This is a genomic window from Vibrio sp. V42_P2S4T144, from assembly GCF_009904715.1.
Classification (GTDB): domain Bacteria; phylum Pseudomonadota; class Gammaproteobacteria; order Enterobacterales; family Vibrionaceae; genus Vibrio; species Vibrio alginolyticus.
On the sequence record NZ_WXWS01000336.1, the window covers coordinates 1 to 15,482 of the forward strand.

Here is a 15,482-nt window from a genome sequence, read left to right on the forward strand (position 1 = left end):
AAATAAGGACTAAACAAAACTTGCCAGTACCAGTTTCTTGGCTTGAAGCCCACCCCATACACCATGCTTGAACATACAGACCAAATCAGTGCTGGTGCGGTGATTGAGTTAAAACCACCAATTGCTTGATGGTAAGCTTCAGGGTCCCACATCACCAATCCTACGTGCATAAAGCCAAGGATGAGAGATAAGACTCGTAGCAGAGTCTTATCCATTGGTGCGTGAAGTTTCGCTACCTTATCAGCGAGGTTACTCACTGTCTTTATCCATCATTTCTGAGTGCTCTAGCCAAAGAGCGTTGATGATACCGAATGCACAAGCAAGTAGTACACCTAGAATCCATGCGAAATACCACATAGTAAATGCTCCTTAGTAAAGTGAGTTTTTGTTGTCTTCAATGTACTGGTCATCAAGGCGACCAAACATCTTGTAGTAAGTCCAAGATGTGTAACCAAGGATGATTGGCACCATAACAAACGCAACGCCTGTCATTAGGTTCAGAGTCAGCTCAGATGACGTTGCATCCCACATTGTTAAGCTGTGGCTTGGCATTAAGTCTGAAGGCATGATGAATGGGAACATCGCAAAACCTGCAGTAAAGATAACACCAGCAACACCCAAGCTTGAAGTAATGAACGAAATCGCACATTTTTCAAGACGAGATGCCAATACAGCGAGAAGCGGCATTGCAACACCTAATACAGGAGCAGCCCATAGTAGTGGGTAGTTTTCAAAGTTCTTCATCCACGCACCAGCTTCACGGATAACCTCTTTGTTTAGAGGGTTAGAAGCAGCGTTAGTGTCGATACCGCCAACAATGACGTAGCCATCGATATTTTGGATCCAGAAACCAGCCGCTACAAACGCAGCAACCGTCAGTAAACCAGCCAACTGAGCAACGTTGCGCGCACGCACATGCACTTCGCCTGTTGTTTTCATTTGTAGCCAAGTAGAACCTTGCATCAAAATCATGAACAAGCTTACTAGACCACACAACAGTGCAAATGGGTTTAGTAGACCAAAGAATGAGCCATGGTATGTTGGCATCAAGAACTCACTCAATTGGAATGGTACACCTTGTAGAAGGTTGCCAAACGCTACACCAAAGATGATTGGCGGAACAAAACCACTGATTGAGATACAGATATCCCAGGTATTGCGCCATTTTGGATCTTCGATTTTAGAGCGGTAGTCTAGGCCCAGAGGACGAAGCCATAGCGCTGCTAGTGTCAAAATCATCGCTAAGTAGAAGCCTGAAAATGACGTTGCGTAAACCAAAGGCCAAGCTGCGAACAGTGCACCACCAGCAGTGATAAGCCAAACTTGGTTACCATCCCAGTGAGGAGCAATTGAGTTAATCATGACACGGCGTTGCGTGTCGTTTTTACCGATGATAGGTACAAGCGCGCCTACACCCATATCGAAGCCGTCTGTTACTGCAAAACCAACTAGTAGAACACCGATTAGTACCCACCAGATGAGTCGCAAGATTTCGTAATCAAACATCTTGTTATCTCCTTACCTTACGCTTCTACTTGGCGACTAACTTTGTCTTCAACAGAGTCAGCATTTTGCTCGAAGTGGTAGCGACCCGTTTTCAGGCTACTTGGACCTTTACGAGCGAATTTCAACATTAGGTAAACTTCTGCAATCAGGAATACCGTGTATAGCGCCAGAATTGCGAAGAGTGAAGTCCAGATTTCACCTGCAGTTAGTGCAGAAGCTGCAACATGCACTGGTAAAATTTCACCTACAGCCCAAGGTTGACGGCCGTACTCAGCGACGAACCAACCCGCTTCAATTGCAATCCAAGGTAGTGGAATGCTAAATAGTGCAGCTTTTAGAATCCATTGTTTCTGCTCAATCTTCTGACGACACGTTTGGATAAACGCCGCACCAAAGACAAACAACATGATGAAGCCACAAGCAACCATGATACGGAATGACCAGAATAGCGGCCATACTGTTGGGATTGAGTCGTCCGCAGCAGCTTGGATTTGCTCTTCTGTTGCATCAACAACATTGTCTGTGTAGCGTTTTAGAAGTAGACCGTAACCTAGGTCACCTTTCACTTCATCAAACGCAGTCATGTTTTCTTCTGACTTATCGCCCGCACGAAGCTTCTCTAGAAGTTCATAAGCGTACATGCCGTCACGAATACGATCGACGTGTTCATCACGTAAATCACGAAGACCTGTTACTTGCTCATCAAAAGAACGTGTCGCGATAATACCCATTACGTAAGGGATCTTAATTGCGTAATCGGTATGCATCGTTTCCTGGTTAGGAACACCAAATAACGTAAATGCGGCAGGTGCAGGTTCAGTGTGCCACTCTGCTTCAATTGCAGCGAGTTTCACTTTTTGAACTTCACCAAGCTCGTAGCCAGATTCGTCACCAAGAACGATGGTAGATAAGATAGCTGCAATACCGAAAGAAGCAGCAATAGCAAACGAACGACGAGCAAACGCAATGTCACGACCTTTTAATAGGTAGTATGAACTGATGCCTAGAATAAACATTGCGCCACAAGTGTAACCAGAAGCAACCGTATGCACGAACTTAACCTGAGCAACTGGGTTTAGTACAACCTCAGAGAAGCTCACCATTTCCATTCGCATGGTTTCGAAGTTGAAATCTGCGCCTACTGGGTTTTGCATCCAGCCGTTTGCGATAAGAATCCAAAGAGCAGAGAAGTTAGAGCCTAGTGCCACAAGCCAGGTAACCGCTAAGTGTTGGCGTTTAGATAGACGATCCCACCCGAAGAAGAATAGACCAACAAAAGTTGACTCCAGGAAGAATGCGACAAGTGCTTCGATCGCTAGCGGTGCACCGAAGATATCACCTACATAGTGGGAGTAGTAAGACCAGTTCGTACCAAACTGGAACTCCATGGTAAGGCCTGTCGCCACACCAAGTGCAAAGTTAATACCGAATAGCTTACCCCAGAACTTGGTCATGTCCTTATAGATTTGCTTGTTCGTCATTACGTACATCGATTCCATAATGGCCAGAAGGAAGGCCATACCAAGGGTCAATGGTACGAATAGGAAGTGATACATCGCTGTCAGTGCAAACTGCAACCGCGATAGATCAACTACGTCAATCATGGTAACTCCTATGTGTCGGCTGAATGACACTCTCTACATATTGCAATCCATATTCAGGTGTTATTTACACTTGAAAAATGTTGAATTATCACAACTCATTGTTGCAAAAATGTGCTTCATTGGTTAGTTAATTGTTAAGCATCAGCTAATATAGCTGGGGCTAATATTACTTGTAAAAACAGATTGTTTCAAAAGGTTTATAGCCGTAACGCGCTTTGATATACATCAATGTTTATGCGCGGAATTTGCACAAAAATCCATCACATTGATCTAGATCAACCAGTATTGGATACGGATGTTAAGAGAGAGTAATCAAGAGAGAAATTAACCAGTTGCAAGCAAACATCGAGTTAACAATCAATGCTTTTTACTTACTAAACCAGTATGAGAAAAAATTCAAAAAATGTGAGTTTGGTCAACTTTAATGAAGCGCTGGGCAACAAAGGCCCAGCGAGGGAATCTTATTTTTCAATTCCGAAATGCAAATACGCACGATCTGTCGCGATTCTTCCACGCGGAGTGCGTTGTAAATAACCTTGCTGAATAAGATAAGGCTCAAGAACGTCTTCAATAGTGTCCTTTTCTTCACCTATCGCCGCTGCCATGTTGTCGAGCCCGACCGGACCACCACCAAATTTTTCCATAATCGCGAGTAGTAGCTTACGGTCCATGTAATCGAAGCCTTCGGCGTCCACATCAAGCATATTCAACGCCTTATCGGCAACATCGGCACAAATGTGACCATTGCCTTTTACTTCCGCATAATCACGAACACGGCGTAGCAAACGGTTAGCAATACGTGGTGTGCCACGCGCACGTCTTGCCACTTCCAATGCACCTTCAGGTTCCATTGATAAACCTAAACAATCCGCGCTTCGCTGCACGATATCTTGGAGGTCTTTTATCTTATAAAACTCAAGGCGCTGAGTAATACCAAAGCGGTCGCGCAATGGTGACGTTAAAGAGCCCGCTCGGGTCGTCGCACCAATTAACGTAAACGGTGGTAAATCGATCTTAATAGAACGAGCGGCCGGACCTTCACCGATCATAATATCCAGTTGATAATCTTCCATCGCCGGATATAGCACCTCTTCAACCATCGGACTCAAGCGGTGAATCTCATCGATGAACAACACATCGTTTTCTTCAAGGTTGGTTAACAGCGCGGCCAAATCGCCTGCTTTCTCAAGTACAGGGCCTGAAGTAGTGCGAATGTTCACTTCCATTTCATTGGCAACGATATTCGCAAGTGTGGTTTTACCCAAACCTGGGGGACCAAAAATCAAAAGGTGATCAAGTGCTTCGCTACGTAACTGAGCAGCTTTAATGAAGATCTCCATTTGGTCACGGACATGGTCCTGACCTTGGTAATCCGCTAATTTTTTTGGCCGAATAGCACGATCAATGACATCTTCATCACGAAAGGCAGGGTTTTCTGGCGCGATTAAACGATCGGCTTCAATCATCTTTTTACCTTGAAAAATGGTTACCTGAGAGAATAATGCCGCTCGTTTAACAGCAAGTGGCATATTTCTATATCTCGTCATCCTGTACAGCGACGAAGAAGCGTGATACAGGATCTTCTATCCGAGCGATTTATGGTCAAATTGTTTCATTAACCGCTCAGCGTGCTGCTATTAGATTCCCAGTCTCGCCAGGCTCGCTGGAATGACATAAAAAACATCGTTAAGCGATTGGTATTAACCTTAGAGAATGAGTTATCTTGAACAAATGTTCACTGTGCAACCAACGTTACACCATTGATTTTAGAGCTTCACGGATCATTTGCTCACTGCTCATGTCCGGTTTAGCGATCTGAGATACCACTTTCGACGCTTGAGTCGGCTTGTAACCTAGAGCTAGAAGCGCACTGATTGCTTCTTCTTCCGCGTTGTTGGATGTCGCACTAGAATCCGCAGGAGCAGCATCCGTAAATGGTGTAAATAAATCGCCAGCGCCCCACCCTTTCAAGCGGTCTTTCATTTCAACAACCAATCGCTCTGCGGTTTTCTTGCCAACGCCTGGAAGCTTAACCAGCGTAGAAACGTCTTCATGTTCCACACAAGTAACAAATTGCGTTGCTGTCATACCAGAGAGAATACCAAGACCGAGTTTAGGACCAACGCCATTGGCTTTGATCACTTCACGGAAAAGTGCTCGTTCTTTTACTGTGTTGAAACCGTATAGCAATTGCGCATCTTCACGGACAACAAAGTGAGTATAAATAATGGCTTCTTCGCCAACATTTGGCAGTTCGTAAAAACAGCTCATTGGCATCTGGACTTCATAGCCAATGCCATTAACTTCAATTAATACTTCAGGTGGTTGCTTTTCAATCAGTATGCCACGAAGACGTCCAATCACTATAAATACTCTTTGGAAATGAATTTGCGACAGGATAATAAAGAACTGGATAGACATCCAGTCAATTTTAACGGTAGCGCCCTTTTCTGGCACTGGTTGCTTTGCCCGCTAACGCAACGAGAGTCTTGTTAGTATTGGCATGACAAATCGCCACACCTAAAGCATCGGCTGCATCCGCTTGAGGCTTGGCGGGCAATTTAAGCATCTGCTGAACCATATGCTGAACTTGCGCTTTGTCCGCGCCACCAGTGCCGACGACAGCTTGCTTAATAAGACGAGCCGCGTATTCAAATACCGGCAACTCCGCATTCACCGCAGCAACAATTGCACTGCCACGAGCTTGGCCAAGTTTTAGCGCTGAATCCGCGTTTTTGGCCATAAACACTTGCTCGATCGCGAAAACGTCCGGTTGAAACTGGGTAATGATTTCCGTGACGCCTGCATAAATCTGTTTAAGCCGACCCGGAAGTTCTTTTTCTGAAGTACGAATGCAGCCACTACCAAGGTATTGCAAGTGGCGTCCATTTTGACGAATGACCCCATAGCCGGTAATGCGCGAACCTGGGTCAATGCCCAAAATAATTGACATGGATGTTCCTAAAAATGAGGCCTAATCCGGCCTCAGTCTTTTTATTATTACTTGCTAACTTCGGAGCAAATACCGCTCCCGACACCTTGAGTTTAATCTAGCGTAGCCGCAACGTCGTCAGAGATATCACCATTGTGATAAACCTCTTGAACGTCGTCCAGATCTTCCAAAGCGTCAATCAAACGAAGTAGTTTTGGCGCAGTATCCGCGTCCAAATCTGCTTTCGTAGATGGGATCAGCGACACCTCAGCGTTCTCTGCCTCAAACCCTGCGGCATCAAGAGCATCTTTTACGAGTCCAAAATCGCCTGGGACCGTGTAGACATCAATCGAGCCATCTTCTGCCGTTTCAATGTCATCAGCACCACTTTCTAATGCTACTTCCATTACCGCAGCCTCATCTAAACCTGGGCCATATGAAATCACGCCTTTCTTGTCGAAAAGATAGTTGACGCTACCATCCGTCCCCAGATTACCGCCTGACTTTGAGAATGCATGGCGTACGCCAGATACCGTACGATTTCGGTTATCCGTCATACATTCGACCATGACCGCCGTACCACCTGGACCATAACCTTCATAGATCACGGTTTCCATGTTGTCGTCGCCTTCACCACCAGCACCTCGGCTGACAGCGCGGTTGACAGTGTCACGTGTCATGTTGTTAGACAGTGCTTTATCAATTGCTGCTCGCAAACGTGGGTTATTTTCTGGCTCACCGCCCCCCTCTTTTGCCGCAACAACGATTTCACGGATTAATTTAGTAAAAATTTTGCCGCGCTTCGCATCTTGCGCTGCTTTACGGTGACGAATATTCGCCCATTTACTATGACCAGCCATAATTCACCTTTTAATGTATTTTGACGCTTAATAACAAAACATGTTCTAAAAGCGTTGCTTGGGAAATTGCTTTGGAAGTTTCTTGGGTTTATTTAAACAAAAACTCCCGCAGTTGCGGGAGTTTTCTTCAAATGTTGTGCGCTTATTCTGCGTCTTTTTCTTTCGCTGCAGTTACTGCGATTGCTAGCTCTTCTAGCGCTGCTGGGTTCGCAATACTTGGTGCGTCTGTTAGTAGACACGCCGCTGCTGTTGTTTTAGGGAACGCGATAACATCACGGATGTTCTCTGTACCACATAGCAGCATTACTAGACGGTCTAGACCAAATGCAAGACCTGCATGTGGAGGCGTACCGAATTTCAGCGCATCAAGCAGGAAGCCGAACTTAAGCTGTTGCTCTTCAGGTGTGATGCCTAGAATATCAAATACGGCTTCTTGCATATCTGCGTTGTGGATACGAACAGAGCCGCCGCCCACTTCGTAGCCATTTAGAACCATATCGTAAGCGTTAGAATTTGCCGCAGCTGGGTTTGCTTTTAGCTCTTCTGCAGTCACACCTAGAGGCGATGTGAATGGGTGGTGCATCGCGTGTAGGTTGCCTTCGTCATCTTCTTCGAACATTGGGAAGTCAACAACCCATAGTGGAGCCCATGCAGACTCATCCGTTAGCTCTAGGTCTTTACCTAGTTTCAAACGTAGCGCACCCATTGCTTCTGCAACGATACCCGCTTTATCAGCGCCAAATAGGATAATGTCACCAGATTCCGCTTGAGTACGATCTAGAATGCCGTTGATCACGTCTTCATTTAGGAACTTAGCGACTGGAGATTGGATACCTTCCATGCCCGCTGCACGGTCGTTAACCTTCATCCAAGCTAGACCTTTCGCACCGTAGATGCCAACGAATTCACCGTAGCCATCAATTTGCTTACGAGTCAGAGAAGCACCACCTGGAACGCGAATAACGGCAACGCGGCCTTTTTCGTCGTTTGCTGGACCTGAGAATACTTTGAACTCAACGTCTTTCACTAGGTCAGCAACGTCTACTAGTTCCAGTGGGTTACGTAGGTCTGGCTTGTCAGAACCGAAACGACGAATCGCTTCGCTGAACGGCATTACTGGGAATTCACCTAGGTCAACGTTTAGTAGCTCTTGCCACATTTCACGAACCATTTTCTCAGTCGTTGCACGAACTTGGTCAGCCGTCATGAATGACGTTTCGATATCGATCTGAGTGAATTCTGGTTGACGGTCAGCACGCAAGTCTTCATCACGGAAACACTTAACGATTTGGTAGTAACGGTCAAAACCAGACATCATTAGAAGTTGTTTGAATAGCTGTGGAGACTGAGGAAGCGCGTAGAAGCTGCCTTTGTGAACACGGCTAGGTACTAGGTAGTCACGAGCGCCTTCTGGAGTCGCTTTTGTTAGGACTGGTGTTTCGATGTCTAGGAAACCGTTGTCATCTAGGAAACGACGAACAAAGCTAGACGCTTTAGCTCGTAGCTTGATGCGGTCGCTCATTTCTGGACGACGTAGATCTAGGTAACGGTACTTCAGGCGCTGCTCTTCAGAGTTCTTTTGGTTGAAGTCTAGAGGCAGAACATCAGAACGGTTGATGATTTCAAGACCTTTCGCAAGGATCTCAACTTCACCTGTTGCCATGTCTTTGTTTGCTTGGCTCTCTGGGCGAACGCGCACTTCACCCGTTAGTTTGATACAGAATTCATTACGAAGTGTGTTCGCCACTTCATACGCATCCGCCATATCTGGATCAACAACTACCTGAACGATACCTTCGCGATCTCGCATATCAATAAAAATAAGACCGCCTAAATCACGACGACGGTTAACCCAGCCGCAAAGTTCTACAGTTTGTCCTGCAAGGGACTTGTTCAGGTGACCACAGTAATGGGTACGCATAATGAAATTCCCAATCTCTCAAATGTTGTTAACTACGCTCTGTCAGCCTCATTGCTAAGCAGAGTAAAGATTCAGTTATACGCTGAATGTCCACGAAAATCGACTACTCAACATACAATTACGTGTGTTTTATCATTCACTGGTGCTTTTTAGTACAACAAATGTTCAAAAGCGCACCAAAGCGAAAAAATTGGGGAGGATTATAGCGTGAAATTACCTATTTCAGCAAAACTCTCGTAAAGTATTCACACGAGTAGCAAGCAGTAAAGAATAATGGATAACTTACCTCTTCGACTTGGATTGACGATGTGGTCGCACAATCAATGGCAACAAAGTTTTTACGGCAGCGGGACAAAGCCCGCTGAACGTTTAGAAAGGTATGCGCAAGTGTTTCATACCGTGGAAGGCAACACGACATTTTATGCCACACCGACGCTCAATACAGTGCAAAACTGGAGAGCCGCAACCCACGATGATTTTCGCTTTACTTTCAAACTTCCTAAAGCCATTACTCATGAGCAAATGCTAAGAGGTTGCAGCGAACAACTGAGAGACTTCATGAAAGTCATGGAGCCTTTGCATGACCGTGTAGGCCAATGGACAATTCAATTACCAGCCGCATTTGGTCCTGAGCACCTTGATCGACTGAAAAAGTTCTGCGCGAGCTTTCCACCTAACTTCCCTCTCGGTGTTGAGGTTCGCCATATGGCATTTTTCTCCAAAGGCGAAGAAGAGCGAGCACTTAACCAATGGTTAGTAGAGAATAATATTGACCGCATTATTATGGATAGCCGCCCAGTCTTTGCCGCTAAGCCCGACAATGAGGCGATTATTGATGCACAAATGAAAAAACCACGAGTCCCTGTTCACGCCATTGCTACCGCTTCACATCCTTTGATTCGCTTTATTGGTCATCCAGAAGAACAACAAAATTACGAGTTTTTTAAACCATGGCTCAACAAGTTGCCACAATGGATTGCCGAAGGTAAACAGCCATATGTCATGATCCATACCGCAGACAATATAATTGCGCCAGAGTTGGCCGCAAACCTATATAAAGACATACAAAAGCGTATCACACTCCCTGAGTTATCACCTTTCCCAGCTGACGATGGCAACTCGCAGTTACAGATGTTCTAACGCAACACATGACAGAGGCGCGAAATTCCCATAAAATACGCGCCTTTTTTGGTGCCTGACATTTTCAGGCGGCTTGTATGCAGAGACTTAGTTATGAACCCTAAGAGCAATCCAGATACTATTTTTTCGGCTCCAATCGATAAAATTGGGGATTTCACGTTCGATGAACGCGTAGCGGAAGTATTTCCTGACATGATTCAACGATCGGTACCGGGTTACAGCAATATCATTTCTGCAATCGGTATGCTGGCAGAGCGTTTTGTAAAACCTCACTCAAACATCTATGACCTTGGCTGTTCTTTGGGTGCTGCAACATTGTCTATGCGTCGCCATATCAAACAAGAAGGTTGCCAAATCATCGCAGTGGACAACTCTCCTGCAATGGTTGAGCGTTGTAAACTTCACGTCAACGCTTACCGCAGTGACACTCCTGTGGATGTAGTAGAAGCAGACATTCGCAATATCGAAATTGAAAACGCGTCAGTGGTGGTGTTGAACTTCACTTTGCAATTCCTCTCTCCAGAAGATCGTTACTCCTTGCTCGAAAAAATTTACGCTGGCCTTCGTCCGGGCGGCATTTTGATTCTATCTGAGAAATTCGTCTTCGAAGATGAAGTGTCGAATGAACTATTAATTGACCTTCACCACGACTTTAAACGTGCGAATGGTTATAGCGAACTAGAAATCAGCCAAAAGCGCAGCGCGATAGAAAATGTAATGCGCCCAGATTCAAAGAAAGAGCATAAAGAGCGTTTCGCTAAAATTGGCTTTTCTAGCTACGATGTTTGGTTCCAATGCTTTAACTTCGGCTCCATGTTCGCGATTAAATAGACCATGCATACAAAGCCTGAACCATGCCGATTTCGGCTTTTGTTAATAATTTATACCCATCAACTCAGCGATTAACTAACTATGTTTAACTTTGCAAATTTCTACCAATTGATTGCACAAGACACCCGTCTTCAACCTTGGCTTAATGTGCTTCCACAACAGCTAACGGATTGGCAAAATGCAGAGCACGGTGACTTTGGTCGCTGGTTGAAAGCCCTGAACAAAATCCCAGCGGGTAGACCGGACAACATCGACATTGTTGATTCTGTCACGATTTCAAACAATGAGCCGATGCCTCAAGGGGAACTTAAAAAGCTAGAAAGCTTACTTCGTACATTCCATCCTTGGCGCAAAGGCCCATACCACGTACACGGCATCCATATTGATACTGAGTGGCGCAGTGATTGGAAATGGGACCGCGTGCTTCCGCATATTTCACCATTAAAGAATCGCAGCGTACTCGATGTAGGTTGTGGTAACGGCTACCACATGTGGCGCATGCTAGGCGAAGGTGCACGCTTAACTGTCGGTATCGATCCATCTCACCTGTTCCTGATTCAGTTCGAAGCAATTCGTAAACTAATGGGCGATGACCAACGTGCACACCTACTGCCATTGGGCATTGAACAACTACCTAAGTTAGAAGCGTTCGATACGGTATTCAGCATGGGCGTGCTTTACCATCGCCGCTCGCCTCTCGATCATTTAGTGCAACTAAAAGATCAATTGGTATCTGGTGGTGAACTCGTATTGGAAACACTCGTGATTGAAGGTGATGAGAATGCAGTACTGGTCCCGACTTCTCGTTACGCGCAAATGCGTAATGTCTATTTCTTCCCTTCAGCAAAAGCCCTAAAAGTGTGGCTAGAATTGGTCGGTTTTGAAGATGTTCGTATCGTTGATGAAAACATCACGTCCGTAGACGAACAACGTACCACAGATTGGATGACGCATAACTCTCTACCTGACTACTTAGATCCGAACGACCCAAGCAAAACTGTAGAAGGCTATCCTGCCCCTCGCCGCGCGGTTCTTGTCGCTCGCAAATCATAATTCGCTGAGATTCCTGACATTGTCTTAACTCATTTTACGAGTTAAGACATTACCCTCTTTCCTCGTAATGAGCGAGTTTGTTTTTTGAATCCATTTTTCACGTCAAAATATAAGCACGCTCTAAATAAGGATGCGCTTTTATGTCCTTGATTTTTGGCTTTTCATCACTATTCCTCAAACAATAAGTAATAGAGAAACATTCTTACTTGTGAGGCTTTATCGATATAAGCTAAACTCCTAAAAAATAAACAACTTAATCCAATCCCAAGGTTTTCAATGTTATTACGATTGACCCCGATTGTTGCCATCGCCTTACTATCTGGATGCTCACTAACCAAAGGCGAACAGTACCACCAAGAAACGTTAGCGGCGATTCAAAATTCAGAAGCGAATGTCAATAATCGCATTACCAACCTAGAGCTACAGCTCAGCAACCAATCGGACTATATCGACAGCCTTGAAGAACAAGTCGATAAACTACAGGTTGAACTTCTTACATTTCGCGATGAAGCAATGGCAGAAGTAAAAAAACCGAAAGAGCCGATTATTGTCCAATCTCCCGCTCCTGTGGAACCAACCCCAACTCACGATATTGTCCTTGGCTCTATCGAAAAGGTCACTGTAGAGTCGATTAAGCAAACTTTTGATGCACGTATCGACACTGGTGCCGCGACGTCGTCTTTAAATGCCGTTGATATTGAAGAGTTCGAAAGAAATGGCAAAAAATGGGTCCGATTCCACTTAGCAGACACCAGTAAATCCGAAGAAGAGAAAAGTACTTGGATCGAAGCTCCTGTCATTCGCTACGTCAAAATCCGCCAGGTTACCAGTGAAGAGTTAGAACGCCGCGCTGTGGTAGAACTTTGGGTGCGCGTTGGAAAAATTCATGAAAAAGCGCAATTTACGTTGGCAGATCGCTCACATATGAACCATCCTATTTTACTGGGTAGAGAATTTATGCGCGACATAGCACTTGTCGATGTAAGTCGTACCTATATCCAAACGGACGAAGATAAAAAATAATAAGGTAGATTATGACGTCAAAAATACCGTTTTACCTTTCTATCATCTTATTGGTGATTGCGGGCATTGCTCTGAGTGTTTTCAGACATGAAAACTACGGCGTGCCTTGGACGCCAGGCGAAACTCGCCAGGTATGGGATGTAGAAGCTCGTATTGAGTTCAATGCTAACGGCAACGAAGTAAAAGCGTCACTTGCAGCACCTCATACACAAAGTGGTTACACACTTATCGGTGAATCTGCTTCCTCATCAGGTTATGGCGTTTCCTACATCAATGACGATTCAGGCCGTCGTGCAGAATGGTCAATTCGCCAAGCTCAAGGGCCACAAACCATATACTACAAAGCCCAGTTCTTAGTAGACCCTCAGGCTAAAGTCACTCCTTTACCGCCAACGGAAGACATTACGCCACCAACGCTTTCAGCGCCACAAGCAGCAGCAGCAAATGCCCTTATCGAACGTGCGATGAGTCGCTCAGCCGATAATGTGACGTTTACTCGTGAGCTTATCAAAGCGCTTAATGACCCTGATAGCCAAAACTCGTCGCTACTACTGAACGATTTCAGCCGTACTGATGCACTGCATAACATTTTGCTTACCGCAGGTATACAGAGCAAAACCGTCGGTGTTATCGAACTAGAAGATGGTCGTCGACGCCAAACAATTCAACCAATGGTTCAGGTTTGGTCAGGTAAAGATTGGGTACTGTTTTCGCCAAAATCCGAACAAAAAGCAGTGAAACCCAACTTGTTAGTGTGGGATGAATCAAACGTATCCTTACTTGACCTTGTTGGTGGTAAAAATAGCCAAGTGCATTTCTCGATGATTAAGCAAGAAATGACACCACAACAAGCTACAAACAACAAAATAGAAGCAGATGGATTACTGAATATTTCAATTCATAGCCTACCTTTGGAAGAGCAAGCGATGTTCAAAACCATCATGCTCATCCCTATTGGTGCTCTGATCGTTGTGTTCTTGCGTGTGATTATCGGCCTGAAAACATCCGGTACCTTTATGCCTGTGTTGATTGCCGTTGCTTTTGTTCAAACTCAACTATTAACGGGTATTGTCGGTTTCTTGCTAATTGTAGGTACAGGCCTGATTATTCGAAGCTATTTGTCTAGGTTGAACTTATTGCTGGTAGCAAGGATATCTGCGGTCATTATTACCGTTATTATGATCATCTCGGTGTTCACCGTTGTTGCGTTTAAAATGGGCTTAACAGAAGGCCTAACAATTACCTTCTTCCCTATGATCATCTTGTCTTGGACGATTGAACGTATGTCAATCCTATGGGAAGAAGAAGGTGCGAAGGAAGTTGCTCTGCAAGGTGGTGGTTCATTGCTGACAGCGGTATTAGTTTACCTTGCAATGACGAACTCATACATTCAACACTTAACCTTTAACTTCATTGGTCTACAGTTGATTGTTCTGGCCGGTATTCTATTACTAGGTACTTACACAGGTTACCGCCTCACTGAGCTACGACGCTTCAAACCACTAGCGGAGGACTAAACGATGTTCGAAAGTTTTACTTCGCCGTCTAAGCTTCGCCATAAAGGCATTATGGGGATGAACAAGCGTAACCACAGCTATATTGGCCGTTACAATGATCGTTCTAAATACCCACTTGTCGATGACAAGCTAAAGACCAAAATTATTGCACAGGCAGCAGGAGCAACAGTTCCTGCCCTGATCGGTGTCATTCATAACCAAGCTGAAGTTAAGACTATCCACAAAATGGTTGAGAACTGGCCTGGTTTTGTAATCAAACCTGCACAAGGTAGTGGCGGTAAAGGCATTCTGGTTGTTACGTCTCACAAAAACGGGGTATATACCAAACCCTCCGGCTCTACAATTGGTAGGGATGAGGTCGAGCGTCACATTAGTAATGCGCTTGCTGGCCTTTTCTCTCTTGGTGGTAAAAATGACGTTGCTGTGGTTGAAAACTTAATCAAGTTTGATGACTGTTTTGATGGCTTCAGTTATGAAGGCGTACCAGATGTTCGGATCATCGTATTTAAAGGTTATCCAGTTATGGCGATGATGCGCTGTTCTACAGCGGCTTCCGACGGCAAAGCAAACCTTCACCAAGGTGCCGTAGGAGTAGGCATTGACATCGCGACAGGTAAAGCCGTCAGAGCGGTGCAGTTCGATCATCCAGTGACTCATCACCCTGATACAGGTAAAGACCTTTCGACCCTTCAAGTACCGCATTGGGAGCGCTTGCTGGAGCTTGCGTCAAGTGCCTGGGAAATGACAGGTTTGGGATACATGGGTACGGATATGGTGCTGGATAAAGATGAAGGACCTATGGTTTTAGAGCTTAACGCTCGCCCTGGTCTGGCAATCCAAATCGCTAATGGTGCAGGCTTGCTTCCTCGTTTGAAACACATAGAGAGCCTTGGCACACCTGCTGAGTATCCAAAACCGATTGAACGCGTCGCTTACGCGGCAGAGCAGTTCGGTGTGAAGCCGTTGTTCTAACCCTCCGACATAATGTTCGTTATTACTCGCCAGTAATTGTCATGATTACTGGCGTTTTTGTTCCCGCATCCAAAAACCTTGCACTTGCTCTCCTTATTAAACACATCCTTCTCATATATAAGT

The 15,482-nt window shown here is 45.2% G+C and carries 15 protein-coding genes; 6 read left to right on the top strand and 9 right to left on the bottom strand.

The window, feature by feature from the left end; all coding sequences use genetic code 11:
- The 9 genes from ybgE to aspS all read right to left on the bottom strand — a co-directional run.
- The coding region (ybgE, locus tag CAG68_RS11700) for a cyd operon protein YbgE (protein WP_161441173.1) at positions 1-257 on the bottom strand (257 nt) is incomplete at its 3' end.
- Complete coding sequence (gene cydX, locus CAG68_RS11705) at positions 250-357, bottom strand: cytochrome bd-I oxidase subunit CydX (protein ID WP_000270284.1); 108 nt, start codon at positions 355-357, stop codon at positions 250-252. The genes ybgE and cydX, both read right to left, overlap by 8 nt.
- 12 nt (positions 358-369) lie before the next feature.
- Positions 370-1,506 carry a cytochrome d ubiquinol oxidase subunit II gene (cydB, locus tag CAG68_RS11710; protein WP_006742909.1) on the bottom strand — a complete coding sequence of 379 codons (1,137 nt, stop codon included), beginning with the start codon at positions 1,504-1,506 and terminating at the stop codon, positions 370-372.
- 17 nt (positions 1,507-1,523) lie between these two features.
- Positions 1,524-3,110, bottom strand: a complete 1,587-nt coding sequence (gene cydA, locus CAG68_RS11715; protein WP_005378311.1) for a cytochrome ubiquinol oxidase subunit I — start codon at positions 3,108-3,110, stop codon at positions 1,524-1,526.
- A gap of 461 nt (positions 3,111-3,571) precedes the next feature.
- Complete coding sequence (ruvB, locus tag CAG68_RS11720) at positions 3,572-4,576, bottom strand: Holliday junction branch migration DNA helicase RuvB (RefSeq protein ID WP_005378312.1); 1,005 nt, start codon at positions 4,574-4,576, stop codon at positions 3,572-3,574.
- A gap of 286 nt (positions 4,577-4,862) precedes the next feature.
- On the bottom strand, positions 4,863-5,474 hold the full coding sequence (ruvA, locus tag CAG68_RS11725; protein WP_017820041.1) for a Holliday junction branch migration protein RuvA: 612 nt from the start codon (positions 5,472-5,474) through the stop codon (positions 4,863-4,865).
- A 67-nt stretch (positions 5,475-5,541) separates the two neighbouring features.
- On the bottom strand, positions 5,542-6,063 hold the full coding sequence (ruvC, locus tag CAG68_RS11730) for a crossover junction endodeoxyribonuclease RuvC (RefSeq protein ID WP_005387909.1): 522 nt from the start codon (positions 6,061-6,063) through the stop codon (positions 5,542-5,544).
- 92 nt (positions 6,064-6,155) lie between these two features.
- Positions 6,156-6,902, bottom strand: coding sequence for a YebC/PmpR family DNA-binding transcriptional regulator (locus tag CAG68_RS11735; RefSeq protein WP_054729594.1), 747 nt, complete (start codon positions 6,900-6,902; stop codon positions 6,156-6,158).
- A 142-nt stretch (positions 6,903-7,044) separates the two neighbouring features.
- Positions 7,045-8,823 carry an aspartate--tRNA ligase gene (gene aspS / locus CAG68_RS11740; RefSeq protein ID WP_005378401.1) on the bottom strand — a complete coding sequence of 593 codons (1,779 nt, stop codon included), beginning with the start codon at positions 8,821-8,823 and terminating at the stop codon, positions 7,045-7,047.
- 273 nt (positions 8,824-9,096) lie between these two features.
- Here aspS and CAG68_RS11745 point away from each other — a divergent pair, with 273 nt between their 5' ends.
- The 6 genes from CAG68_RS11745 (at position 9,097) to CAG68_RS11770 (ending at position 15,359) form a co-directional block, all read left to right on the top strand.
- Positions 9,097-9,963, top strand: a complete 867-nt coding sequence (locus CAG68_RS11745) for a DUF72 domain-containing protein (protein ID WP_064367988.1) — start codon at positions 9,097-9,099, stop codon at positions 9,961-9,963.
- A 93-nt stretch (positions 9,964-10,056) separates the two neighbouring features.
- Positions 10,057-10,794: a carboxy-S-adenosyl-L-methionine synthase CmoA gene (gene cmoA, locus CAG68_RS11750; RefSeq protein ID WP_017635063.1), complete on the top strand. Its 738-nt coding sequence runs from the start codon at positions 10,057-10,059 to the stop codon at positions 10,792-10,794.
- An 81-nt stretch (positions 10,795-10,875) separates the two neighbouring features.
- Complete coding sequence (cmoB, locus tag CAG68_RS11755; RefSeq protein ID WP_005387902.1) at positions 10,876-11,847, top strand: tRNA 5-methoxyuridine(34)/uridine 5-oxyacetic acid(34) synthase CmoB; 972 nt, start codon at positions 10,876-10,878, stop codon at positions 11,845-11,847.
- A 276-nt stretch (positions 11,848-12,123) separates the two neighbouring features.
- A complete protein-coding gene (locus tag CAG68_RS11760) occupies positions 12,124-12,870 on the top strand; it encodes an ATP-dependent zinc protease family protein (protein ID WP_005378391.1) in 747 nt (248 codons plus the stop codon).
- 11 nt (positions 12,871-12,881) lie between these two features.
- Entirely contained in the window at positions 12,882-14,387 is a 1,506-nt protein-coding gene (locus CAG68_RS11765; protein WP_005378389.1) for an inactive transglutaminase family protein, read from the top strand.
- A 3-nt stretch (positions 14,388-14,390) separates the two neighbouring features.
- A complete protein-coding gene (locus CAG68_RS11770; protein ID WP_005378387.1) occupies positions 14,391-15,359 on the top strand; it encodes an alpha-L-glutamate ligase-like protein in 969 nt (322 codons plus the stop codon).
- Positions 15,360-15,482: the final 123 nt, after the last annotated feature.

Excerpts from the sequence above, each read along its gene's own strand:
- ruvB (WP_005378312.1), bottom strand. The coding sequence starts at position 4,576 with ATGATTGAAGCCGATCGTTTAATCGCGCCAGAAAACCCTGCCTTTCGT.
- cydA (WP_005378311.1), bottom strand. The coding sequence starts at position 3,110 with ATGATTGACGTAGTTGATCTATCGCGGTTGCAGTTTGCACTGACAGCG.
- CAG68_RS11770 (WP_005378387.1), top strand. The coding sequence starts at position 14,391 with ATGTTCGAAAGTTTTACTTCGCCGTCTAAGCTTCGCCATAAAGGCATT.
- cmoA (WP_017635063.1), top strand. The coding sequence starts at position 10,057 with ATGAACCCTAAGAGCAATCCAGATACTATTTTTTCGGCTCCAATCGAT.
- CAG68_RS11735 (WP_054729594.1), bottom strand. The coding sequence starts at position 6,902 with ATGGCTGGTCATAGTAAATGGGCGAATATTCGTCACCGTAAAGCAGCG.
- cydB (WP_006742909.1), bottom strand. The coding sequence starts at position 1,506 with ATGTTTGATTACGAAATCTTGCGACTCATCTGGTGGGTACTAATCGGT.
- ruvC (WP_005387909.1), bottom strand. The coding sequence starts at position 6,063 with ATGTCAATTATTTTGGGCATTGACCCAGGTTCGCGCATTACCGGCTAT.
- cydX (WP_000270284.1), bottom strand. The coding sequence starts at position 357 with ATGTGGTATTTCGCATGGATTCTAGGTGTACTACTTGCTTGTGCATTC.
- CAG68_RS11760 (WP_005378391.1), top strand. The coding sequence starts at position 12,124 with ATGTTATTACGATTGACCCCGATTGTTGCCATCGCCTTACTATCTGGA.
- CAG68_RS11765 (WP_005378389.1), top strand. The coding sequence starts at position 12,882 with ATGACGTCAAAAATACCGTTTTACCTTTCTATCATCTTATTGGTGATT.
- CAG68_RS11745 (WP_064367988.1), top strand. The coding sequence starts at position 9,097 with ATGGATAACTTACCTCTTCGACTTGGATTGACGATGTGGTCGCACAAT.
- aspS (WP_005378401.1), bottom strand. The coding sequence starts at position 8,823 with ATGCGTACCCATTACTGTGGTCACCTGAACAAGTCCCTTGCAGGACAA.
- cmoB (WP_005387902.1), top strand. The coding sequence starts at position 10,876 with ATGTTTAACTTTGCAAATTTCTACCAATTGATTGCACAAGACACCCGT.